This window comes from Streptomyces sp. CLV115, assembly GCF_038448545.1.
Lineage (GTDB): Bacteria > Actinomycetota > Actinomycetes > Streptomycetales > Streptomycetaceae > Streptomyces > Streptomyces sanglieri.
In genome coordinates this window covers 96,185-116,611 of sequence record NZ_JBCEWQ010000001.1, presented here as the reverse complement: position 1 = coordinate 116,611, position 20,427 = coordinate 96,185, and the positions used below count along the sequence as shown (strand labels likewise).

At 72.9% G+C, this 20,427-nt stretch carries 18 protein-coding genes; 8 read left to right on the top strand and 10 right to left on the bottom strand.

Annotated elements, in window-relative coordinates; all coding sequences use genetic code 11:
- Window positions 1–75: 75 nt before the first annotated feature.
- From AADR41_RS00435 to AADR41_RS00405, 7 genes are all read right to left on the bottom strand, one after another.
- Entirely contained in the window at window positions 76–888 is an 813-nt protein-coding gene (locus AADR41_RS00435; RefSeq protein WP_342279326.1) for a hypothetical protein, read from the bottom strand.
- 91 nt (window positions 889–979) lie between these two features.
- Complete coding sequence (gene mnhG, locus AADR41_RS00430) at window positions 980–1,333, bottom strand: monovalent cation/H(+) antiporter subunit G (RefSeq protein ID WP_342279325.1); 354 nt, start codon at window positions 1,331–1,333, stop codon at window positions 980–982.
- Window positions 1,330–1,668 (bottom strand): monovalent cation/H+ antiporter complex subunit F, encoded by a 339-nt coding sequence (locus AADR41_RS00425; protein ID WP_342279324.1) that lies wholly within the window; start codon window positions 1,666–1,668, stop codon window positions 1,330–1,332. Before AADR41_RS00425 ends, mnhG begins: the two co-directional genes overlap by 4 nt.
- The gene (locus tag AADR41_RS00420) at window positions 1,665–2,291 is read right to left on the bottom strand and encodes a Na+/H+ antiporter subunit E (protein ID WP_342279323.1); all 627 of its coding nucleotides are present in this window, start codon (window positions 2,289–2,291) and stop codon (window positions 1,665–1,667) included. The genes AADR41_RS00425 and AADR41_RS00420 overlap by 4 nt, the downstream gene beginning before the upstream one ends.
- Window positions 2,288–3,940: a Na+/H+ antiporter subunit D gene (locus tag AADR41_RS00415; protein ID WP_342279322.1), complete on the bottom strand. Its 1,653-nt coding sequence runs from the start codon at window positions 3,938–3,940 to the stop codon at window positions 2,288–2,290. Before AADR41_RS00415 ends, AADR41_RS00420 begins: the two co-directional genes overlap by 4 nt.
- Complete coding sequence (locus AADR41_RS00410; protein ID WP_342279321.1) at window positions 3,937–4,539, bottom strand: Na(+)/H(+) antiporter subunit C; 603 nt, start codon at window positions 4,537–4,539, stop codon at window positions 3,937–3,939. Before AADR41_RS00410 ends, AADR41_RS00415 begins: the two co-directional genes overlap by 4 nt.
- Window positions 4,536–7,460, bottom strand: coding sequence for a Na+/H+ antiporter subunit A (locus AADR41_RS00405; protein WP_342279320.1), 2,925 nt, complete (start codon window positions 7,458–7,460; stop codon window positions 4,536–4,538). The genes AADR41_RS00410 and AADR41_RS00405 overlap by 4 nt, the downstream gene beginning before the upstream one ends.
- A gap of 303 nt (window positions 7,461–7,763) precedes the next feature.
- Here AADR41_RS00405 and AADR41_RS00400 point away from each other — a divergent pair, with 303 nt between their 5' ends.
- The 5 genes from AADR41_RS00400 to AADR41_RS00380 are packed head-to-tail and all read left to right on the top strand — an operon-like array spanning window position 7,764 to window position 13,409.
- On the top strand, window positions 7,764–10,814 hold the full coding sequence (locus AADR41_RS00400; protein WP_342279319.1) for a nitrate- and nitrite sensing domain-containing protein: 3,051 nt from the start codon (window positions 7,764–7,766) through the stop codon (window positions 10,812–10,814).
- Window positions 10,811–11,248, top strand: a complete 438-nt coding sequence (locus AADR41_RS00395; RefSeq protein ID WP_342279318.1) for a roadblock/LC7 domain-containing protein — start codon at window positions 10,811–10,813, stop codon at window positions 11,246–11,248. The genes AADR41_RS00400 and AADR41_RS00395 overlap by 4 nt, the downstream gene beginning before the upstream one ends.
- Entirely contained in the window at window positions 11,245–11,649 is a 405-nt protein-coding gene (locus AADR41_RS00390) for a DUF742 domain-containing protein (RefSeq protein ID WP_371098985.1), read from the top strand. The genes AADR41_RS00395 and AADR41_RS00390 overlap by 4 nt, the downstream gene beginning before the upstream one ends.
- Window positions 11,650–11,655: 6 nt before the next feature.
- A complete protein-coding gene (locus tag AADR41_RS00385; protein ID WP_342279317.1) occupies window positions 11,656–12,225 on the top strand; it encodes a GTP-binding protein in 570 nt (189 codons plus the stop codon).
- A 50-nt stretch (window positions 12,226–12,275) separates the two neighbouring features.
- Window positions 12,276–13,409 (top strand): FAD-dependent monooxygenase, encoded by a 1,134-nt coding sequence (locus tag AADR41_RS00380; protein ID WP_342279316.1) that lies wholly within the window; start codon window positions 12,276–12,278, stop codon window positions 13,407–13,409.
- A gap of 62 nt (window positions 13,410–13,471) precedes the next feature.
- Here AADR41_RS00380 and AADR41_RS00375 read toward each other — a convergent pair whose 3' ends face one another.
- Window positions 13,472–13,873 carry a RidA family protein gene (locus AADR41_RS00375; RefSeq protein WP_342279315.1) on the bottom strand — a complete coding sequence of 134 codons (402 nt, stop codon included), beginning with the start codon at window positions 13,871–13,873 and terminating at the stop codon, window positions 13,472–13,474.
- The gene (locus AADR41_RS00370; protein ID WP_342279314.1) at window positions 13,870–14,997 is read right to left on the bottom strand and encodes an acyl-CoA dehydrogenase family protein; all 1,128 of its coding nucleotides are present in this window, start codon (window positions 14,995–14,997) and stop codon (window positions 13,870–13,872) included. The genes AADR41_RS00375 and AADR41_RS00370 overlap by 4 nt, the downstream gene beginning before the upstream one ends.
- 198 nt (window positions 14,998–15,195) lie before the next feature.
- Here AADR41_RS00370 and AADR41_RS00365 point away from each other — a divergent pair, with 198 nt between their 5' ends.
- The 3 genes from AADR41_RS00365 to AADR41_RS00355 all read left to right on the top strand — a co-directional run bounded on the left by AADR41_RS00365 (window position 15,196) and on the right by AADR41_RS00355 (window position 18,116).
- Window positions 15,196–16,797 (top strand): AMP-binding protein, encoded by a 1,602-nt coding sequence (locus AADR41_RS00365; RefSeq protein WP_342279313.1) that lies wholly within the window; start codon window positions 15,196–15,198, stop codon window positions 16,795–16,797.
- A 69-nt stretch (window positions 16,798–16,866) separates the two neighbouring features.
- The gene (locus tag AADR41_RS00360; protein WP_342279312.1) at window positions 16,867–17,688 is read left to right on the top strand and encodes a GNAT family N-acetyltransferase; all 822 of its coding nucleotides are present in this window, start codon (window positions 16,867–16,869) and stop codon (window positions 17,686–17,688) included.
- Complete coding sequence (locus AADR41_RS00355) at window positions 17,685–18,116, top strand: hypothetical protein (protein ID WP_342279311.1); 432 nt, start codon at window positions 17,685–17,687, stop codon at window positions 18,114–18,116. Before AADR41_RS00360 ends, AADR41_RS00355 begins: the two co-directional genes overlap by 4 nt.
- On the opposite strand, the gene AADR41_RS00350 is transcribed toward AADR41_RS00355, so the two are convergent.
- Window positions 18,103–20,427: a bifunctional salicylyl-CoA 5-hydroxylase/oxidoreductase gene (locus AADR41_RS00350; RefSeq protein WP_342279372.1), complete on the bottom strand. Its 2,325-nt coding sequence runs from the start codon at window positions 20,425–20,427 to the stop codon at window positions 18,103–18,105. The genes AADR41_RS00355 and AADR41_RS00350 overlap by 14 nt on opposite strands.

The following is a 20,427-nucleotide window of genomic DNA, read 5'->3' as shown; positions in this document are numbered from 1 at the left end:
GTCCGGTTCGCCCGGCCGTCCGGTTCGCCCGGCCGTCCGGTTCGCCCGGCCGTCCGGTTCGCCCGGCCGTCCGGTTCACGGGCCCGTGGGGCGCTGGTGGCCGACGTCGCGGGCGAGGTCCAGGCCGAGGACACGGTCCAGGTGGGCGAAGGTCTCGAACTTGGCGCCGGCCGGCACATCGGACCGTCCCGCCACCTCGGCCAGCAGCTCCAGCACGGCGGCCACGTCGAGGTCCTCGGCGAGCGCCGCGTGCGACTGCCGCAGCAGGCCGGAGGGGATCGGCCTGGACGCCTCCTGCGCCCAGTCGGCGACCGAGCGGCGCCACTCGATCAGGGTCCGCCGGGCCTCCGCGAGCGCGGCACCGGTGACCGTGACCGGCGTTCCGTAGGGGCGGCCGAGCAGCAGCAGGCGCACGGCCAGCGGGTCGGGGACGCCGTCCGCGGGGGCGGGGGCGTCCTGCTCCGGCACGGTCGTGTCGACCCGGCCCACTTCGATGCGGGCGCCGTCCGCGAGGTCGCCCGCATCGGTGTCCCCGGTGGTCACGTGGACGTCGGCGGGGCCGCCCAGGGCCGCTTCGGGGCGGTGGGGGCCGATGACGGTCGGGGGATGGATGCCGAGCACCGCCATGACCCGGTCCAGTGCCCGGGCCCGGTCGGGCGTCAGCTCGGGGGTGGTGAGGACGGTGACGACCTGGAGGCCGTTCAGTTCCGCGGTGCGGGCCAGTACGTCACCGATGAGCGGGACGCGCAGGTGCAGCGGGCCGATGCCGGTGCCGTCGTCCGTCCCGGCGCCGAGGGCCGGGAGGTGGACACAGCTGCGCAGCAGGCGGCGCGGTGCGGCGGGGATCTCCACGAGGTGACCGGTGCGGGTGTCGGCGATGCGCAGCATGGTGCGGAGGCTAGTCGCGGGAGCGGCCCGTGAGTGGGAAGCCGACCGGGGCGTTCTTACGGCCGCCCCGCACGGCCCTTCCCCGTCGCCGTCACTTCTCCTCGGTCAGCTGCTCGTCCAGTTCGTCGAAGAGCAGCTCGCCGTGGTCGATCTGGCCGGTCCGGTAGGCGGACCGTGCCACGAGGTGGGCGGCGACGGGGCCGGTCATCAGCTGGAAGAAGCCGATCAGTCCGAGGGTGGCGAGGTCCATGCCGCTGCGCAGTCGCAGGGCGACCCCGGCCAGGACCAGGAGCATGCCGAGGGTCTGCGGTTTGGTCGCGGCGTGGCTGCGGGAGAGCACGTCCGGCAGTCGCAGCATCCCGATCACGCCGAGCAGGCAGATCGCCGCGCCGACGAAGACCAGGGCCGCGCCGGCCAGGTCGAGGATCTGGAACCAGAGGGTCACCGCTTCTTCCTCTCGGGGGTGCCGGGGCCGTTCCCGTTCGTTCCGTTTCGCGGCGGCCTGTCGCGTACGGCGATGAAGCGGGCGATGCCCACCGACCCCGTGAACCCGAGGAACGCCAGCACCAGCATGACCGGGAAGTAGAACGAGTCCCGTGCGAAGGCCGACTTGGCGCCGAGGCCCGCGATGATCAGGGCCGCGCACACATCGAGCGAGATGGCCCGGTCGAGCATGGATGGGCCCAGCCAGATGCGGGCGAGGAGCCCCGCTCCGGCGATGACGATCAACACGACGGCCGCGGTGAGCAGTGCCCGGTCGACGGTCTCCAGTGCGCTCATGCGTCGCCCTCCCGGTCGGATGCGGTCGGTGGGGGCGGTGCGGCGACGCGGGCGATCTCGTCCGCGGTGCCGAAGGCCCGTACGGTGAGCCGTTCCAGGCGCCAGACGGAGCGGCGCGCCGCGTCGAGCACGGCGGGCCGGTCCGCGTCGAGGACGTGCAGGAAGACGGTGGCCGTGGCGCGGCGTACCTCGACGACCGAGCCGCCGGGCACGTTGGAGACGGCCACGGCGGTGGCCGCGAGCATCAGGTCGGAGCGGCAGCGCAGCGGTACCGCGATGACGGCGGCCCGGTGCGGATGGTCGACGAAGATCTGCCGGGTGACGCGTACGCCCGAGGTGTACATGTCGTAGAGCAGATATCCGGCGAGCATCAGGATGCCCCAGGGGTGCAGGCGGAGTCCGAGGTCGACGCGGGGCAGCGGGAAGGCCAGGCAGACGGCCACGGCGACGATCGCGCCGGTGAGCAGGTTGGCCGGGTTCGGGCTGGACCAGAGCAGCACCCAGATGACGGTGAGCCAGGCGATGAGCGGGAGGTCGAGCACGCGTCGTCGGCGTCCGACGAACTCGCAGCTGAAGGGCGGCAGGTCCTTGTTCCGGAAGGACAGCCTGAGCAGGCGTTTCACCGGCCGAGCACCGCCGTCACGTAGGGGGTCCGCGCGATGAGTTCGGCGGCCGCGCGGTCGGTGTAGGAGGTCAGGGGGCCCGCGAACACGGTGAAGGCGAGGCCGAGTGCGACGGTCGCCGCGGTGGCCCAGGTCATCGGCAGGGGCAGTTTCGTCGTGGTGGTGACGGCGTGCCCGTGGAGAGTGGCCGCGACCGCCCGCCCGGCGGGCTGGTGGCGGGGACGCACCGGTTCGTCGCCGGTGCCGGGGATCCGGTCGGGGCCCTCGTCCCCGTCGTCGTCCTCGTCGGAGTCGGACTCCAGGACGGTGCCGGTGGCGGCCTGTCCGGGCGGCGCGGCCCGCCAGAACGCCAGGTTCCAGACCTTGGCCGTCACGTACAGGGTGAGGAGGCTGGTCACCGCCGACCCGGTGACGAGGATCCACGCCCAGACGCTGCCGTCGGCGACACCGGCCCTCATCAGCCCGAGCTTGCCGATGAAGCCGGACAGCGGCGGGATGCCGGCCAGGTTCATGGCGGGTACGAAGAAGAGGGCGGCGAGCAGCGGGGCGGCCCTGGCGAGGCCGCCGATCCGGGTGAGTTCGGTGGTGCCGCCCCGGCGTTCGATCAGCCCGGTCACCAGGAACAGCGTGGTCTGGACGGTGATGTGGTGGGCGACGTAGACGATCGCGCCGCCGTACGCGTCCCGGGTGGCGAGGCCGATCCCGAAGACCATGTAGCCGATGTGGCTGACGAGGGTGAAGGAGAGCAGCCGTTTCAGGTCGGTCTGGGCCACCGCTCCGAGGATCCCGACGACCATGGAGGCGAGTGCGGCGGCCATCAGCAGATCGCCGAGCCGGTTGCCGGGGAAGAGCAGGGTCTCGGTGCGCAGCATGCAGTAGACGCCGACCTTGGTGAGCAGACCGGCGAAGACGGCGGTGACCGGGGCGGGTGCGGTCGGGTAGGAGTCGGGGAGCCAGGCGGCGAGCGGGAAGACGGCTGCCTTGATGGCGAAGACGGTGAGCAGCATGGCCTGGATCAGGGTCTGGACGCCGAGCGGGAGTGCGGCGAGGCGGCCGGCCAGCTGGGCGAAGTTCGCGGTGCCGGTCGCCGCGTACGTCATGGCGATGGCGGTGAGGAACAGCATCGACGAGAACAGCGAGATGATCACGTAGGTGGAGCCCGCGCGGATGCGGGGTCCGGTGCCGCCGAGGGTGAGCAGGACGAAGCTGGCGACCAGCATGATCTCGAAGCCGACGTAGAGGTTGACGAGGTCGCCGGCGAGGAAGGTGCAGGAGACCCCGGCCACCAGGATCAGATAGGCCGGGTGGAAGACCGCGACGGGGGTCTCCTCCTCCCGGTCGGCCATGCCCTGTCCGAGGGAGTAGACCAGCACGCAGAGGGTGACGGCCGAGGAGACGGTCAGCATCAGTCCGGACAGCCGGTCCGCGACCAGCGTGATGCCGAGCGGCGGGGCGAAGTCGCCGAGGTGGACGGTGAGCGGGCCGCGCATGTCGGCGACGGTCATCAGGGTGGCGGAGAGCCCCAGTACGGCGGTGAGCACGGCGACGCTGATCAGGCGCTGGAGCTGTTTGAGGCGGGTGCCGAAGGCGAGGCTCAGGCCGGTGGCGCAGAGCGGCAGCAGCACCGGCAGGGGGACGAGTGCGTTCATCCGGTGGCTCCCGGGTCGGCGTCGGGGCGGTCCTGCTGGGCCGCGTAGTCCTCGGGGTCGGCGCCCAGCACGTCGTGCCAGAGGTCGCCGGTGGCGTCCCGGCCGCGGGCCTGCAGGGCTCGGTCGGCGCGCAGCCGGGCACGCAGTCTGCGGTGCTCCTCGCGGTATCGGGCGCGTTCCTCGTCGGTGACCTCGTCGGCTGCCCGGTACCGCTCGCGCAGTGCGTCCCGCTCGCCCCGTACCTCGGAGCGCAGCGCGATCCTGCGGTCCTCCACGTCGTCGTGGACCTCGTCGGTTCCGGTCAGCTGGTGGCTGCGGTAGGCCATGGCGAGGAGGAACGCGGTGGTGGCGAGCGTGATGACGATCGCGGTGAGGGCGATCGCCTGCGGCAGCGGGTCGGTGACCCGTCCCAGCGGGACGCCGTAGAGGAGGGGTTCCGCGCCGGCCCGGCCGCCCGCCGCCAGGACGAGCAGGTTGATGCCGTTGCCGGCGATGACGGCGCCGAGCAGGATCCGGGTGAGCGGGCGGGTGAGCATGAGGATGCCGCCGACCGCGCAGAGCACCGCGGCGGTGGCCAGGAGGGAGGCGCTGACGGTCATCCGGGGGTGCCTCCCGTGCCGGGTGCCGGGCGCGGTGGCGTGGCGGGGCCCGCGGCGGCCTGCTCGGCCGCCGCGCGCTCGGTCTGGCGGTCGATCTTGGCGCCGAGCGCGCGCACGATGTCCAGCACCACGCCCAGGACCAGCAGATAGACCCCGAAGTCGAAGAGCATGGGCGTGCCGATGTGGTACTCGCCGATCAGCGGCAGCCGGCCGTGGTGGGTCCAGGCGTGCAGGACCGTTCCGTCGGCGAGGCCGAGCAGGGCGACGCCGGTGGAGAGGAACAGCCCGAGGCCGGTGAAGAGTCCGGGCTGGAGCGGGGCGGCCTCGGCCAGTTCGAACCGGCCGCCCGCCAGGTAGCGGGTGATCAGGGCGAGTCCGGCGACGAGTCCGGCGACGAAGCCGCCGCCCGGCATGTTCTCGGCACAGAACAGCAGGTACACCGAGAGCACCAGGACCGGGTGGAAGAGCAGCCGCGCCACGACCTCGAACACGATGGAGCGGTGCTCGGGCGCCAGCGTCGAGCCGGCCGCGAGCCAGCTTCGCTCCGGCGCCCCTTCGTCGCCGTGCGGCAGCCCCGCCATCCCGGGTGCCGTCAGCGACCAGGCGGTACGTCCCCGTACCTCTTCGCGCAGCGACGATCCCTCGGTCCGGCGGTGCAGATAGAGCAGGCTTGTGACGCCGACCGCCGCCGCGGCGAGTACCGCGGACTCCCCCATCGTGTCCCAGGACCGCAGGTCGACGAGGATGGTCGCCACGACGTCCTTGAGCCCATGGTGGGAGACCTCCTCGACCATGGCCGCGCCCGCCGGGGCGCCCGTGCGGGCGGCCGAGGCGACCCACACCACCACGCCGAGCGTGGCCGCCGCGGCCAGCGCCACCGGGATGCGCACCGCGCGCCGCCAGGTGCTGACCGACTCCTGGAAGTGCACCGGCATCCGCCGCAGCACCAGCACGAACACGATCATCGACACGGTCTCGACGCAGAACTGGGTGAGCGCCAGGTCCGGGCCGCCCTGGACGACGAAGAGCAGCGCCGCGCCGTATCCGGTCAGCCCGGCCAGGACCACCGCCTTCATCCGGCGGCGGACGGTGAGGCAGCAGAGTGCCGCCACGCAGGTCAGCAGGGCGACGGCACCCTGGAGCGGGACGTCCCAGACGTGCGGGGCCACCGCTCCGCGCCAGGGCCGGTCCACGCCGAGGACGGTGAGCTGGCCGGCCAGCATCACCAGCAGGGTGGTGGCGAGGTAGCCGGAGAGCGAGCCTCGCTGGACGAAGCCGGTGAGCTGGAGGGAGAGCCGTTCCAGGCCGAGCAGCAGGTGTCCGAAGACGCTGTCGGCGGTCGGCCAGGCGATCCGCCGGGAGAACCGGGTCACGGTGGTGCGCCCCGTGAAGAGCAGCACACCGCCCGCGGTGGCGACGGCCGAGAGCAGCAGAGCGGTCCCGAAGCCGTGCCAGAGCGCGAGGTGGTACGGGTGCGCGGACGGCGGGAAGGTGTCGGCGTACGCGCTGAACAGCCGGTCGGTCCAGCCCACGCCCGGCCCCAGCACCAGCCCGCAGACCGCGAGCAGGGCGGGCGGTGCGAGGAAGGCCGGGCCGACCCGGTGCACCGGGGTGTCCTCGGCCCCCGGCTTGCGGAAGAAGGCGCCCCAGACGAACCGCAGGGTGTACGCGACGGTCGGCGCCGAGCCCGCGACCGTGATGCCCAGCGCCCAGCGGTCGGCGGTCGATCCGTGCAGCAGCGCGTCGAACGCGGCCTCCTTGGCGGCGAATCCGAGCAGTGGGGGCAGGGCCGCCATGGACGCGGCGGCGAGCACCGCGACCGCGCAGACGTGCGGCAACGCCCGGCCGACGCCGGAGAGTCTGCGCAGATCACGGGTGCCGGCCGCGTGGTCGACGATGCCGGTGACGAGGAACAGCGGGGCCTTGAACAGTGCGTGACCCAGGGTCATGACGGCGGCGGCCAGCGCGGTGTCCCGGTTGCCGGTCCCGGCGAGCAGGGTGAGGAAGCCGAGCTGGCTGACGGTGCCGTAGGCGAGGACGAGTTTGAGGTCGTTCAGGCGCAGCGCCCGCCAGCCGCCCAGCAGCATGGTCGTGGCGCCGAGGACGATCACGACCGGCCGCCAGACGGGCACGTCGGCGAAGCCCGGCGCGAGCCGCGCGACCAGGTAGACCCCGGCCTTCACCATCGCGGCGGCGTGCAGATAGGCGCTGACGGGGGTGGGTGCGGCCATGGCGTTCGGCAGCCAGAGGCTGAACGGCCAGATCGCCGACTTCGACAGGGCCCCGCACAGGATCAGCACCACCGCGACGGAGACGGCGAGGTCCGCCCGGGGCGGGTCGGCGAGGATCGCGGAGATGCGGTACGTACCCGCCGCCTGACCGATCATCAGGAAGCCGACGAACATCGCGAGGCCGCCGAGGGTGGTCACGGTGAGTGCCTGGAGCGCGGAGCGGCGGCTGTGTTTCTGCTCGCTGTCGTACCCGATCAGCAGGAACGAGAAGACCGTGGTCAGCTCCCAGAACACATAGAGCGAGATCAGGTCGTCGGCGAGGACGAGCGCGAGCATGGCGCCCGCGAACGCCAGGAGATTACCGGCGAATCCGGCCAGTTGCGGGGTTCCGTCGGTGAAGTACGAGGCGCAGTAGAGCAGGACGAGCGTGCCGATTCCGGCCGCGAGCAGCACCATCAGCTCGGCGAGCGCGTCCAGCCGCAGCGCGACGGTGACGTCGTACGCCGGCATCCACCGCCACGACCAGGTGACCGCGGAGCCGGACGCCGCGGTGTTCCACTGCGTGGCCGCCCACACGGTGGCGGCGGCCGGTGGCAGGGCGAGGACGACGAAGGCGCGTCTGCCCAGCGCCCGTACCAGCGGCCTCGCGAAGGCGGCCAGGACGAAGTGGCAGACGATGAGCGCGGTCATACGGCCCCGGGGGACGTTCCGCGCCCGCCGGGGACGGGTGTCCCGGGCCTGGGCGATACGTAACGGGCGAATAGCACCCAATACAGATATATCCCCGACCGCACTTCACCCGTACGGCGCGCCGCGCCCGTCGCCGCGCGGCGGGTTCACCCGGACGTCCCGGCTCCTGCCCGGACCGGGATGAAACGGCCCGAACGGATCACGGTGGTGGAGATGTGCGTGACCGGTGATGTACCTGTGAGCCCGCTTTCTTTTCATTTTTTCACTGTGACTAATATCTATCTGTCGAAGTTCTCAACGGATTTGACCAGTCCCGAGGCTGGCATCATCAAGGAGCACGCCCTGCGCACGCGCGCCTCACGGCGGACCGAATCGACCACCATGTCGCTGCGGACAGCCCTGCTCGTTCTGGCCATCGTTCCCGGCGTCGCACTGGCCGCCCTCTGGGCCGTCACCAGTGGTCAGACCCTGCTCGACTTCCAACGCCAGGCCGCTCAGGGGAAGCTGGCGCAGAAGGCCGGCCAGCCGTCCAACATCGTGTACTACAACCTCCAGGCGGAGCGCCGGCTCAGCGCCGAGGCGCTCGCCCGGCACAAGGGCGCCACCGAAGAGCTCCGGCAGCAGCGCAAGCTGACCGACGACGCCGTCAAGAGCTTCCAGTCGCTCTCCGACGTGGCGACCGACGACGCACCCGCCGAGGTCCGTGACGCGGTCGGCAAGGCCCGCACGGCCATCAACCAGCTGCCGGCCCAGCGTGCCCTCGTCGACGACGGCGGCAACGACCAGCAGAAGGCCGTGTACGGCTACTACACGGACCTGATCGCGGTCGACCTCCAGCTCTTCGCGGCGCTCAGCCATGTCGACAACGGCCGGATCACCACACTCTCGCAGCCGCTGGTCGACCTGTTCTGGACCAAGGAGATGATCTCCCGCTCGGACGCTCTGCTGGCACGCGGCTGGTCCGAGGGGAAGCTGAGCACCGAGGACCTGCGGCAGGTCCGGGAGGCGGTTTCCGGCCAGGAACTCCAGTACTCCACCAAGGTCGTTCCCCAACTGCCCGCGGACGAGAAGGCCATGTGGGAGAAGATCACCCGCAGTTCGGCCTGGAAGACCAAGACGCAGGTGGAGAACGAGGTGCTGCGCCCGGCCGACGCCGACGCGAAGGGGTTCGTCGCCCTCGACGCCCAGGAGAAGACCTGGCGCGGGGCGATGGACGAACTCACCCCGCAGATCGAGAAGCTCCTTGAGCACCGCACCGCCAGTGTGGTCGAGGAGGGCAAGGGCAGCGTCATGTCGCTGCTGTTCAAGATGGTGCTGACCACCGTCGTCGGCCTGGTGGCCGTGATCGCGGTCATCTGGACCATCTGGCGTCTCACCCGCAACCTCCGCCGCCGGATCGGCAGCCTCCAGGAGCGGGCCGAGGAGCTGGAGAAGGCCCTGCCCGACGTCGTCGAGCGGCTCGGCCGGGGCGAGCGGATCGATGTCGAGGCCGAGGCGCGGGCCATCGAGCACGACAGCAAGGGCGGCCGGAGCGACGAGCTGACCCAGCTCGGCGACGCGCTCAACCTGGCGCGCACCAGCGCGCTGGCGGCGGCCGTCAAACAGGCCGACCAGCACCGCGGCTTCGAGCGGCTGCTCCAGCGCATCGCCCGCCGTACCCAGCAGTTGATCGGCCAGCAGCTGAAGAAGCTGGACGAGCTGGAGCGCAAGCACGAGGACCCCGAGGTGCTCGACGGGCTCTTCGACCTGGACCACCTCACCGCCCGGCTGCGGCGGTACGAGGAGAACCTGGTGATCCTCGCGGGCGGTTCCCCGCACCGGCGCTGGCGCAAGCCGGTTCCGCTGCTGGACGTGATGCGTTCCGCCCAGGGCGAGGTGCAGGACTACCGGCGCGTGGTGCTGGACCTGGACGGCAGCCCCTGGCTGTCGGAGCGGGCCGTCGGCCCGGTGTCCCACGTGCTCGCCGAGCTGATCGAGAACGCGCTCAGCTTCTCCCGGCCGCCCAGCCCGGTCGAGGTCAGGGCCGCGAAGGTGAGCCGGGGTCTGGCCATCGAGGTCGAGGACCGCGGACTGGGGATGGAGGAGGAGCAGTTGGCGGCGGCCAACGAACTGATGGTCCGGCCGCCCCGGATGGACGTGCTCGCCCACTCCGACGACATCCGTCTCGGTCTGTACGTGATCGCGCGCCTCGCTGACCAGCACGGCCTGCGGGTGGAGTTCCGCTCCTCCGCGTACGGCGGTACCCGCGTGGTCCTGCTCGTCCCCGACGAGCTCACCGTCCCCGAGCCGCGGACCGGTCCGGTCGGCGTGCCGGCCCCCTCGGCCGACGCCGCCGCCGCCGCACCCGCGGCCCCTGCGGCCGACGGCGCGCTGCCCACCCGGGTACAGGGCCAGGCGCTGGCCGGGGTCACCGCGCTGCACACGGCGGGCGCCCCGTACACCACCACCGAGCAGCCGTACCCGGTCGTCGAACAGCCCCACCCGGCCCCGGAGCAGCAGCCCTACCGGCCCGAACAGGAGCCGGAGCAGCCGTACGCCGCGCCGGCCGCGCCGTACGCCGCTCAGGAGAGCCCGTACGGCCAGGCCGAACGGCCGTACATGACGGCCGCGGGCCAGTACCCGGTGGACCGGCCGCCGTACCCGGCGCCCGAGGGCGGGTTCCCGGGCGACCAGCCGTCCTACGAGGCGCCCCGGGGCGAGTTCCCCGGTGGCCGGCCCGCATACCCGGCACCCCAGGACGAGTTCCCCGGCGACCGGCCCGCATACCCGGCACCCGAGGGCGGGTTCCCGGGCGGCCAGCCGTCCTACGAGGCGCCCCGGGGCGAGTTCCCCGGTGACCGGCCGCCTTACGCGGCGCCCGCGGAACCGTACGCGGCTCCGCAGCCGTACGCGGCCCCGTACTCCGCCGCCCCCGGGACGGACCGCGCGTCCCTCCCGGTTCCCGCGCCCCGGCTGTCCGAGCCGGAGAGCGGCCGGCCCGCCCGGTTGCCGGTCCCGGAGCCCGACCACCCGGCCCCGCCGGACGTCGCGGCCGTCCGTGCCGCCCAGGACGCCGGGCCCGGGTCCGACCGGCCCGCCCTTCCCGCGCCCGGTGCGGAACCCCCGCTGCCGCGCCGGGTACGGCAGGCCAGCCTGGCCGATGAGCTGCGGCTCGACCCGGCGGCCTCCCGGCCCGCCGCACCGCAGCCGCCGAGCCCGTCCGAGAACCCGCAGCCGCGGCCGGCGCCGCGCCGGGCGGGCGCCGCGATCGGGGCGTTCCAGCGCCGTTCCCGCGCCGCCCGCGCGACCGACGGGACGCCGAAGCAGCCTGCACCGCCAGCCATCCCGCTCCCCACGAGAGAAGAACGGCCATGACACGCACAACCGCCACCCACCAGGACCTCGACTGGCTGCTCGACGGCCTGGTGGACTCGGTGGCCGAGACCCAGAACGCCGTCCTGCTGTCCGACGACGGCCTCGTGGTGAGCCACTCGCGCACCATCGACCGCGCCGACGCCGAGCGGCTGGCCGCCATCTGCACCGGCCAGCAGAGCCTGGCCCGCGGCGTCGGCCAGCTCTTCAACGGCGGCGGCGTGCACCAGGTCATCGTCGAGCTGAACGACCTCTGGCTCTTCATCATCGCGGCCGCCCAGGGCACCCACCTGGCCGTGATCGCCTCCCAGGAGGTGGACGCCGAAATCATGTCGCTCGCCATGCACAACCTCGTGCAGCAGGTCGGCCAGAAGCTCACCACGCCGGTCCGCGGCGAGTTCGACGCCTTCGGTACCGGGGACGGGCAGCGCGCGTGACCCCGCACTGGGAGGAGGAGGCCGAGGAGGACGGGGCGGGCACGATGGTGCGCCCGTACACCATCACCCGGGGCCGGACCGCTCCCGAGCGGGACGACTTCAGCCTGATCACCGTGCTCACGACCGCGCAGGACCCCCGGGACGAGCACGGTGCGCCGGTGCGGCCCGGGCGGCTCCAGCCGGAGCACCGGATGATCCTGGAGCGCTGCCGCCGCCCGGCCGCGGTCGCCGAGGTCGCCTCCGACCTCGGCCTCCCGGTGTCGGTGACCAAGATCCTGCTGGCCGACCTCGTCGCCCAGGGCCTGCTGCTCGCCCGCGCCCCGCTCTCGGTGGCGCGGGTGGCGGGCGGCCGCGACATGGGCCTGCTGGCCGCCGTTCGAGACGGACTCCGGAGACTCTGAACCAAGATGACAAGCAGTCAGGCGGCCCCCGCCGCCGTCAAGATACTCATCGCCGGAGGCTTCGGCGTCGGCAAGACCACCCTGGTGGGCGCGGTCAGCGAGGTCGCGCCGCTGCGCACCGAGGAGTACCTCACCAAGGCCAGCATCGGGGTCGACGACCTGGCCGGTGTCGGCCAGAAGGACACCACCACCGTGGCGCTGGACTTCGGCCGCATCACGGTCAGTTCCGAGCTGGTGGTCTACCTCTTCGGCACCCCGGGCCAGGAACGCTTCTGGTTCATGTGGAACGACCTGGTCAACGGGGCGCTCGGCGGCGTGGTGATCGCCGACACCCGCAGGCTTGAGACGAGCTTCGCTTCGATCGACTTCTACGAGAGCCGGGACATCCCGTTCGTCGTCGCGATCAACTGCTTCCACGGCCACAACACCCGCACCCCGGACGAGATCAGGGCCGCCCTCGACCTCGACCCGCACGTGCCGCTGCTGATCGGTGACGTCCGCGACCGGCCGTTCGGCCGGGACGTGCTGCTGGCTCTGGTCGACCACCTGATGAGCCTGCCCGCGGCCGCCGGCTGACCGCCCGCCGCCCGTAACTCCCCGCACCTTTCCCGCTCTGGAGACACCTGATGGCAACACCCCTGCGCGTCCTGATTCACGGCGGCGGCATCGGCGGGCTCACGCTCGCCACCGCGCTGGCCCGGCGCGGCCACACCGTCGAGATCGCCGAGCTCCGCGACGAGGTGGACGCGCTCGGCGTCGGCATCATCCAGCCGTCCAACGCCCTCCACGTCATGCGGGAGATCGGGGTCCTGGACGACTGCCTGGCGGCGGGCTTCGAGTGGGAGGTCCTGACCATCGCCGACCCGGCCGGCAACACGCTCGCCGAGATACCCCAGCCCCGGATGGGCGACGCGCCCTCCAACAACGGCATCCCGCGCCCCGCCCTGGCCCGGGTGCTGAACTCCGCCGCCGTCGCAGCGGGTGCGAAGATCCGCTTCGGCACCACCATCACCGAGCTGACCGACGACGGCTCCGGCGTGGACGTCACCCTGTCCGACGGCTCCTCGGGCCGCTGGGACCTGGTGGCCGGCTTCGACGGCATCGGTTCGCCGCTGCGCACCCGGCTCTACGGGGACCGCTACACCCCCGAGTACACCGGCTTCGCCAACTGGCGGGTGACGGTTCCCCGGCAGCCGCAGGTGCGGGGCGTGGTGATGGGCACCGCGGGCAAGGACGCGAAGGCGCTGCTCACCCCGATCACCGAGGAACTGATGTACCTGGGCGCGGTGTTCGCGGAGTCCGAGGACTTCCGGCCGGACCCGGAGCGGGCCCACGAGCAGTTGACGGAGCGCCTCGCGATGTTCTCCGGGCCGGTCGCCGAGGCGCTCGCCACGGTCACCGACCCGGCCTCGGTGGTGTACTCGCGGATCTCCCAGGTGACGGTCGAGGAGCCGTGGCACGTCGGCCGGATCGTCCTGGCCGGTGACGCCGCGCACGCCTCCACCCCGCACATCGCGCAGGGCGCGGCGATGGCCGTCGAGGACGCGCTGGTGCTCGCCGAGTCGCTGGACGCCGAGTCCGACGTGGCCGCGGCGCTCGGAGCGTGGGAGGCGCGCCGCCGCCCCCGGGCCATGTGGGTGCAGGCCATGTCGCGTGCGGTGCTCAAGCAGGAGACGGGCAACGAGACGACGCCCGAGGAGGACGAGCTGCTGAAGGTCGGCATCCCGGGCGCGGCGCACGTGCTGGTGAAGCCGTACTGACCGGCGCCGGCACCCGTTGTCGAGCCCGTACGGGCCCGGATCACCGGGCCCGTACGGTGTGTTCAGGGCAGTACCGCCACCCCGTCGATCTCGACCAGGGCCTGTTCGTCCCAGAGCCTGGCCACGCCGATGACCGCCATCGCCGGGTAGTCGCGGCCCGCCAGCCGGCGCCAGATCCGGCCCAGTTCGGCGGACCGTTCGCGGTAGTCGGCCACATCGGTGGCGTACACGGTGACCCTGGCGAGGTCCGCCGGGGCGCCGCCCGCCGCGCGCAGGGCGGTGAGCAGATTGGTGAGCGCGGTGGCGAACTGCTCGGGCAGGCCGTCGCCGACGATCTTGCCGCTCTCGTCGAGGGCGGTCTGCCCGGCCAGGAAGACGAGCTGGCTGCCGGTGGCCGTGACGGCGTGCGAGAAGCCCGTGGGCGGTGACAGGTCGACGGGGTTGATCCGGTGGACCGGACTCATGCGGACGCCTCCCGGGTCGCGTACAGCTCCTTGGCGATGATCGTGCGCTGGACCTCGCTGGCGCCCTCGTAGATCCGTGGCGCGCGGACCTCCCGGTAGAGGTGTTCCAGGAGGTGACCTCGGTGCAGGGCGCGGGCGCCGTGCAGCTGGACGGCGGTGTCGACGACGTACTGCGCGGTCTCGGTGGCGTACAGCTTCGCCATGGCGGCCCGGCGCGGCACGCCGGATTCCCCCGCGTCGTACCCGGCGGCCGCCGCGAACACCAGGAGCCGGGCGGCCTCGGTCCGGGTGGCCATCTCGGCGACCTGGTGCGAGACGGCCTGAAGGTCCTTCAGCGGGCCGCCGAACGCGGTGCGGTGGGCGGTGTGTTCCACGGTGGCGTCGAGGGCCGCGCGGGCCATGCCGACGGCGAACGCGCCGACACTGGGGCGGAACAGGTTGAGGGTGTCCATGGCGACCCGGAAGCCCCGGTCGGGTTCACCGAGCACATCGTCCGGGGTGACCGGGACTCCGTCGAAGGCCAGGGCCCCGATGGGGTGCGGCGAGAGCATGTCGAGGGCGGTGCCGGTCAGTCCGGGGCGGTCGGCGGGGACCAGGAACGCGGTGACGCCCCGGGAGCCGGCGCCCGGGGTCGTGCGGGCGAACACGGTGTAGAAGTCGGCCTCGGGGGCGTTGGAGATCCAGCACTTCTCGCCGGTCAGCCGCCAGCCGCCGGGGGCGGGGCCGGCGCTCAGGGCGAGGGCCGCCGCGTCGGAGCCCGCACCCGGTTCGCTGAGCGCGAAGGCGGCGACGGCACGGCCGGCCCGCACCTCGGGGAGCCAGCGTTCGCGGTGGGCCGGGGTGCCCGCCCGGAGCAGCGGGTGGGTGCCGAGGCCCTGGAGGGCGAGCGCGGTCTCGGCCTCGGTGCAGCCGCGGGCCAGCGACTCCCGGAGCAGGCAGATGTCGAGGGCGCCCGAGCTCAGCATCCGGTCGAGCAGCCCCGTCTCGCCCAGTGCGGCGACCAGGGGGCGGTTGACGTGTCCGGGGGAGCCCTTCTCGGCGAGGGGGCGCAGTTGTTCTTCGGCAAGGGTTCTTAGCTCTTCACACCAGGCGGTCTGTGCCGGATCGAGTGAGAATGCCGTCATACGGGCGCCTCTCTGGTCGCGTCTCGTCTTCCCGGTCTCTCGTTCCCGTTTTTCCCGTCCGTGTTCCTGCCCGTTCTCCCGTCCGTTCGATGTCCCGTGTCCCGTCCGCCCGAATTCCTGTCCACCCGCTCTATCGCGGACCGTTGACTACCGTCACCCAAACGATACGCTCCAGAGGCGACAAGGGGGCGAGCCGTCATGGACCCGAAGACCTCAGCGCACGTCGACACCTTCGCCAGGGAGCACCTGCCACCGAAGGACCAGTGGCCGGAACTGCTCTTCGACCTTCCCGAGCTGCAGTACCCGGACCGCCTCAACTGCGCGGCGGAACTGCTGGACCGTACGGCCGAGCGCTTCGGCCCCGACCGCCCCGCCTTCCGCACCTTGGACGGCACGGTCTGGAGCTACCGGGAGCTGCGGGAGCGGGTGGACCGGATCGCCCATGTCCTCACCTCCGACCTGGGGGTGGTGCCCGGCAACCGGGTCCTGCTGCGCGGCCCCACCACCCCGCTGCTGGCCGCCTGCTGGCTCGCGGTGCTGAAGGCCGGCGCGATCGCCGTCACCGTGCTGGACCGGCAGCGGTCCGCGGAACTCTCCACCATCTGTTCCATCGCCCGGGTGAGTCACGCGCTGTGCGACTCCCGGGCGGTCGACGACCTGGTGAAGGCCGGGGTGCCGGGGCTGCGGGTCACACCGTACGGAGGTGACGGACCGGACGATCTGCTGTGTCTGGCCGGGGCCAGGACCGGGCCGTACGAGGCCGTGCGGACGGCGGCGGACGACGTCGCGCTGATCGCGTTCACCTCGGGCACCACCGGACGCCCGAAGGGCTGCATGCACTTCCACCGGGATGTGCTCGCCATCGCCGACACCTTCTCGGCCCATGTCCTGCGGCCCACCCCCGACGACGTGTTCGCGGGCAGCCCGCCGCTCGGCTTCACCTTCGGCCTCGGCGGTCTGGTGGTCTTCCCGCTGCGGGCCGGCGCCAGTGCCCTGCTGCTCGAACAGTCCGGCCCGGCGCAGTTGCTGCCCGCGCTGGCCGCCCACCACGTCTCGGTGCTGTTCACCGCGCCGACCGCCTACCGAGTGATGCTCGACCACATGGACCACCACGACGTCAGCGCCCTGCGGCGCTGCGTCTCGGCCGGGGAGAACCTCCCGGTCGCCACCTGGCGTTCGTGGCACGAGCGGACCGGACTGCGCATCATCAACGGCATCGGTGCCACCGAGCTGCTGCACATCTTCGTCTCGGCCGCCGACGACGCGATCCGGCCCGGCACCACCGGAGTCCCGGTCCCCGGCTGGCAGGCCCGGGTGCTGGACCGGGACGGCCGCCCGGTGCCGGACGGGGAGCCCGGTCTGCTCGCGGTGCGCGGCCCGGTCGGCTGCCGCTATCTCGCCGACGAGCGCCAGCGGGACTACGTGGCACACGGCTGGAACCTCACCGGGGACACCTACGTACGTGATCCGGACGGCTACTTCCGCTACGTGGCCCGCGCCGACGACATGATCATCTCCTCCGGCTACAACATCGCGGGCCCCGAGGTCGAGGACGCCCTGCTGCACCATCCCTCGGTGGCCGAGGCTGCGGTGGTGGGCCGGGCGGACGAGTTGCGCGGCCAGATCGTGGTGGCGTACGTGGTGCTGCGCGAGGGCGCCGAGACGGCGGCCGACGAACTGCGCGCGTACATGAAGACCGAGCTGGCGCCGCACAAGTGCCCCCGCGTCATCGAGTTCCTGCCGGCCCTCCCCCGCACCGCCACCGGCAAGCTCCAGCGCTTCCGGCTGCGGGAGGGCTGAACCGGGCGCCGCGTCCACCGGCCCGGAAAAGCGGGTGCCGAGCTCCCCGCGCACCCGGCAGGATGAACCATGCCCTGGTCCTTCACCGATGACGTCGATGCCTTCCTCGACACGGCCGGCCCCGCACTGGCCGCCCGGCCCGCCGAGAACACCCAGATCCTGACCGTCGCGGAGACCCTGCGGCTCCACGGCCCGCACGCCTACGGCGACGCCGCCCCGCTGCTCGGCTGGTGGCGCGGGGCGGCCGGCGAGATCGCGGGGACTCTGGTGCAGACCCCGCCGTACCCGACCCTGCTGGGATACGTCGCCCCGGAGGCGGTCGGCCCGCTGACCGCCGCGCTCCCGCTGCCCCGGATCAACGCGGACCGGGCCACCGCCGAGCGGATCGCCGCCGGGCGGCCCGGTCACCGGGTCGAGCAGGAGCAACGGCTCTACCGGCTGGCGACGCTGGTCCCGCCCTCCCCGGCCCCGTCGGGACGGCCCAGGGCCGCGGCCGCCGCCGACCGGGAGCTGCTGGTGCGCTGGGTCCGCGACTTCGCCGGAGGCACCGGCCAGTCCGGTGCCCACGCCGAGCGGCTGGTCGACGAGCGCATCGCGTCCGGCGGGCTGGTGCTCTGGGAGGACGACGGCGTCCCGGTGTCGATGGCCGGGGTCTCGCCACGGATCGCCGGGATGGTCCGGGTCTCCACGGTCTACACCCCGCCGGAGCGCCGCGGCCGGGGCTACGCGGCCGCGGTGACGGCGGAGATCAGCCGGGCGGCGAGGGAGGCCGGCGCGCAGGAGGTGCTGCTCTTCACCGACCTCGCGAACCCCACCAGCAACGGCGTGTACCTCCGCATCGGCTACCGGCCGGTCTCGGACCGGCTGCTGATCAGCGTGGCCGAGCGGTGAGCGGGACGCCCGAGCCGGTCTGGCTGGTCGCCGCGAACGTGGTGCGGTGGCGGCGGTTCGGGGATCTCGGCCAGGAGCTGCGGCCGGGCACGAAGGCGTACCGGGGCGGCGCGAAGGTGTACGTCGTGGGCACCTACCCGGGGACGGGGCACCAGCAGCTGACCACGGTCGGGCACGGGCGGCACACCGGTCACTGGATCACCATCGACACCGGGGTCCGTCATCTGCACACCTTCCGGGCGCGGTTGGTGTACGTCCCCGCGGTGCTGAAGCGGTGCGAGGGCCGGGACCCCGGCACACGGGAGGAGGCCGCGGAGCTGGCCGCGCTGCTGGAGCGGATCGCCCGCGAGGAGCGGCACGCGCACCACGCGGCGCCCCATCCGCCGGGGTGCCTGTGCCACGAGTGTCTGCCCGTCACTCCAGGGTGAGCCGCGGCTTCGGCGCGTCCGTGCGGCCGGTCGGCGGGGTGCGGCTGCCCGCGCGGTACGGGTGCGGCCAGGGCGCGCCCGGCCCCGCGTAGCCCTGCTCGGCCGCCGCGTGCAGGGTCCACTGCGGGTCGTAGAGGTGGGGACGGCCCAGGGCGCAGAGGTCGGCCCGGCCCGCGAGCAGCAGGGAGTTGACGTCGTCCCAGGAGGAGATCGCGCCGACCGCGACGACCGGCACGCACAGCGTGTTGCGGATCCGGTCGGCGTACGGGGTCTGGTAGGAGCGGCCGTACTCGGGGTGTTCGTCGGGGACGACCTGGCCGGTGGAGACGTCGATGGCGTCGGCCCCGTGGGCGACGAAGGCGCGGGCGATCTCGACGGCGTCCTCGGCCGTGGTGCCGCCGTCGGCCCAGTCGGTGGCGGAGATCCGGACGGTCATGGGCCGGTCGTCGGGCCAGACGGCGCGGACCGCGTCGAAGACTTCGAGGGGGAAGCGGAGCCGGTTGCTCAGCGGTCCGCCGTACTCGTCGGTGCGGTGGTTGGTGAGCGGCGAGAGGAAGCCGGAGAGCAGATAGCCGTGGGCGCAGTGCAGTTCGAGCAGGTCGAATCCGCAGTGGTCGGCGCGCCGGGCCGCCGCCGCGAACTGCTCGCGCACGGCGTCGAGTCCGGGCCGGTCCAGGGCGTGCGGGACCTGGTTGACGCCGGCCGCGTACGGGATCGGGGAGGCGGCGGCGAGCGGCCAGTTGCCGCGGTCGAGGGGCTGGTCGATGCCCTCCCACATCAGCCTGGTGGAGCCCTTGCGTCCGGAGTGGCCGAGCTGCACTCCGATGGCGGTGCCGGGCGCTCCCGCGTGGACGAAGTCGGTGATCCGGGTCCAGGCGGCGGCCTGTTCGGGGGTGTAGAGCCCGGTGCAGCCGGGGGTGATGCGGCCCTCGGCGCTGACGCACACCATCTCCGTCATGACGAGTCCGGCGCCGCCGAGCGCGCGGGCGCCCAGGTGGACGAGGTGGAAGTCGCCGGGGACGCCGTCGACGGCCGAGTACATGTCCATGGGTGAGACCACGACGCGATTGCGGAGTTCGAGGCCGCGCAGCCGCAGCGGGGTGAACATCGGCGGAATGCCCGGCGGGCAGCCGAACTCCGTCTCGACGGCGGCGGTGAAGGAGGCGTCGCGCAGCCGCAGATTGTCGTGGGTGACGCGGCGGCTGCGGGTGAGGAGGTTGAAGGCGAACTGGCGGGGCGGCTGGTCGACGTAGGTGCCGAGCTCCTCGAACCAGCGCAGGCTGGCCGCGGCGGCCCGCTGGGTCGATTCGACGACCGGGCGGCGCTCCGCCTCGTACGCGGACAGGGCCTGCGGCAGGTCGGGCCGTTCCTCGATGCAGGCGGCGAGGGCCAGGGCGTCCTCCACGGCGAGTTTGGTGCCGGAGCCGATGGAGAAGTGCGCGGTGTGGGCGGCGTCGCCGATGAGGACCGTGTTGCCGTGCGACCAGTGGGCGTTGACGACGGTGCGGAAGGTGAGCCAGGAGGAGTTGTTGGAACGCAGCGGCCGGCCGCCGAGCGCCTCGGTGAAGATCTTGGCGCAGCGCAGCGTGGAGTGCTCGACCTCGCAGGTGTCGAATCCGGCGGCCCGCCAGACCTCCTCGCGCATCTCGACGATGACGGTGGAGGCGTCGGCGGAGAAGGGGTAGCCGTGGAGCTGCATCACTCCGTGGGCGGTCTCGGCGGTCTCGAAGCGGAAGGCGTCGAGAGCGAAGTCGGCGGCGAGCCAGATGTAGCGGCAGCGGTGGGTGGTGAGGCGGGGGCCGAAGGTGTCGGCGTGTGCGGCGCGGGTGAGGCTGTGCACCCCGTCGGCGGCGATCACCAGGTCGTGGGTGGCGGCCAGTTCGGCGGCGGGCGGGGCCTCGGTGCGGAAACGGAGGCGTACGCCGAGGGATTCGCAGCGCTCCTGCAGTATCCGCAGCAGCCTGCGCCGGCCCAGGGCGGCGAAACCGTGGCCGCCGGACGTCTGGGTGGTGCCCCGGTGGACGATGTCGATGTCGTCCCACCGGACGAATTCTTCCCTGAGGGCCCGGTACACGACGGGGTCGGCGTGTTCGATGCCGCCGAGGGTCTCGTCGGAGAGGACGACACCGAAGCCGAAGGTGTCCTCGGGGGCGTTGCGCTCCCAGACGGTGATCTCGCGCTCCGGGTCGAGCCGCTTGAGCAGGGCCGCGGCGTAGAGCCCACCGGGTCCGCCGCCGACGACCGCGATGCGCCGCACACCGGGCCGGACCGCGCCGGCTGTCGCCGCTTCGGGCCGGGCCGCGCCGAGCAT

Excerpts from the sequence above, each read along its gene's own strand:
- AADR41_RS00435 (WP_342279326.1), bottom strand. The coding sequence starts at position 888 with ATGCTGCGCATCGCCGACACCCGCACCGGTCACCTCGTGGAGATCCCC.
- AADR41_RS00425 (WP_342279324.1), bottom strand. The coding sequence starts at position 1,668 with ATGAGCGCACTGGAGACCGTCGACCGGGCACTGCTCACCGCGGCCGTC.
- AADR41_RS00415 (WP_342279322.1), bottom strand. The coding sequence starts at position 3,940 with ATGAACGCACTCGTCCCCCTGCCGGTGCTGCTGCCGCTCTGCGCCACC.
- AADR41_RS00410 (WP_342279321.1), bottom strand. The coding sequence starts at position 4,539 with ATGACCGTCAGCGCCTCCCTCCTGGCCACCGCCGCGGTGCTCTGCGCG.
- AADR41_RS00405 (WP_342279320.1), bottom strand. The coding sequence starts at position 7,460 with ATGACCGCGCTCATCGTCTGCCACTTCGTCCTGGCCGCCTTCGCGAGG.
- AADR41_RS00395 (WP_342279318.1), top strand. The coding sequence starts at position 10,811 with ATGACACGCACAACCGCCACCCACCAGGACCTCGACTGGCTGCTCGAC.
- AADR41_RS00385 (WP_342279317.1), top strand. The coding sequence starts at position 11,656 with ATGACAAGCAGTCAGGCGGCCCCCGCCGCCGTCAAGATACTCATCGCC.
- AADR41_RS00380 (WP_342279316.1), top strand. The coding sequence starts at position 12,276 with ATGGCAACACCCCTGCGCGTCCTGATTCACGGCGGCGGCATCGGCGGG.
- AADR41_RS00375 (WP_342279315.1), bottom strand. The coding sequence starts at position 13,873 with ATGAGTCCGGTCCACCGGATCAACCCCGTCGACCTGTCACCGCCCACG.
- AADR41_RS00370 (WP_342279314.1), bottom strand. The coding sequence starts at position 14,997 with ATGACGGCATTCTCACTCGATCCGGCACAGACCGCCTGGTGTGAAGAG.
- AADR41_RS00365 (WP_342279313.1), top strand. The coding sequence starts at position 15,196 with ATGGACCCGAAGACCTCAGCGCACGTCGACACCTTCGCCAGGGAGCAC.
- AADR41_RS00360 (WP_342279312.1), top strand. The coding sequence starts at position 16,867 with ATGCCCTGGTCCTTCACCGATGACGTCGATGCCTTCCTCGACACGGCC.
- AADR41_RS00350 (WP_342279372.1), bottom strand. The coding sequence starts at position 20,427 with ATGCTCGGCGCGGCCCGGCCCGAAGCGGCGACAGCCGGCGCGGTCCGG.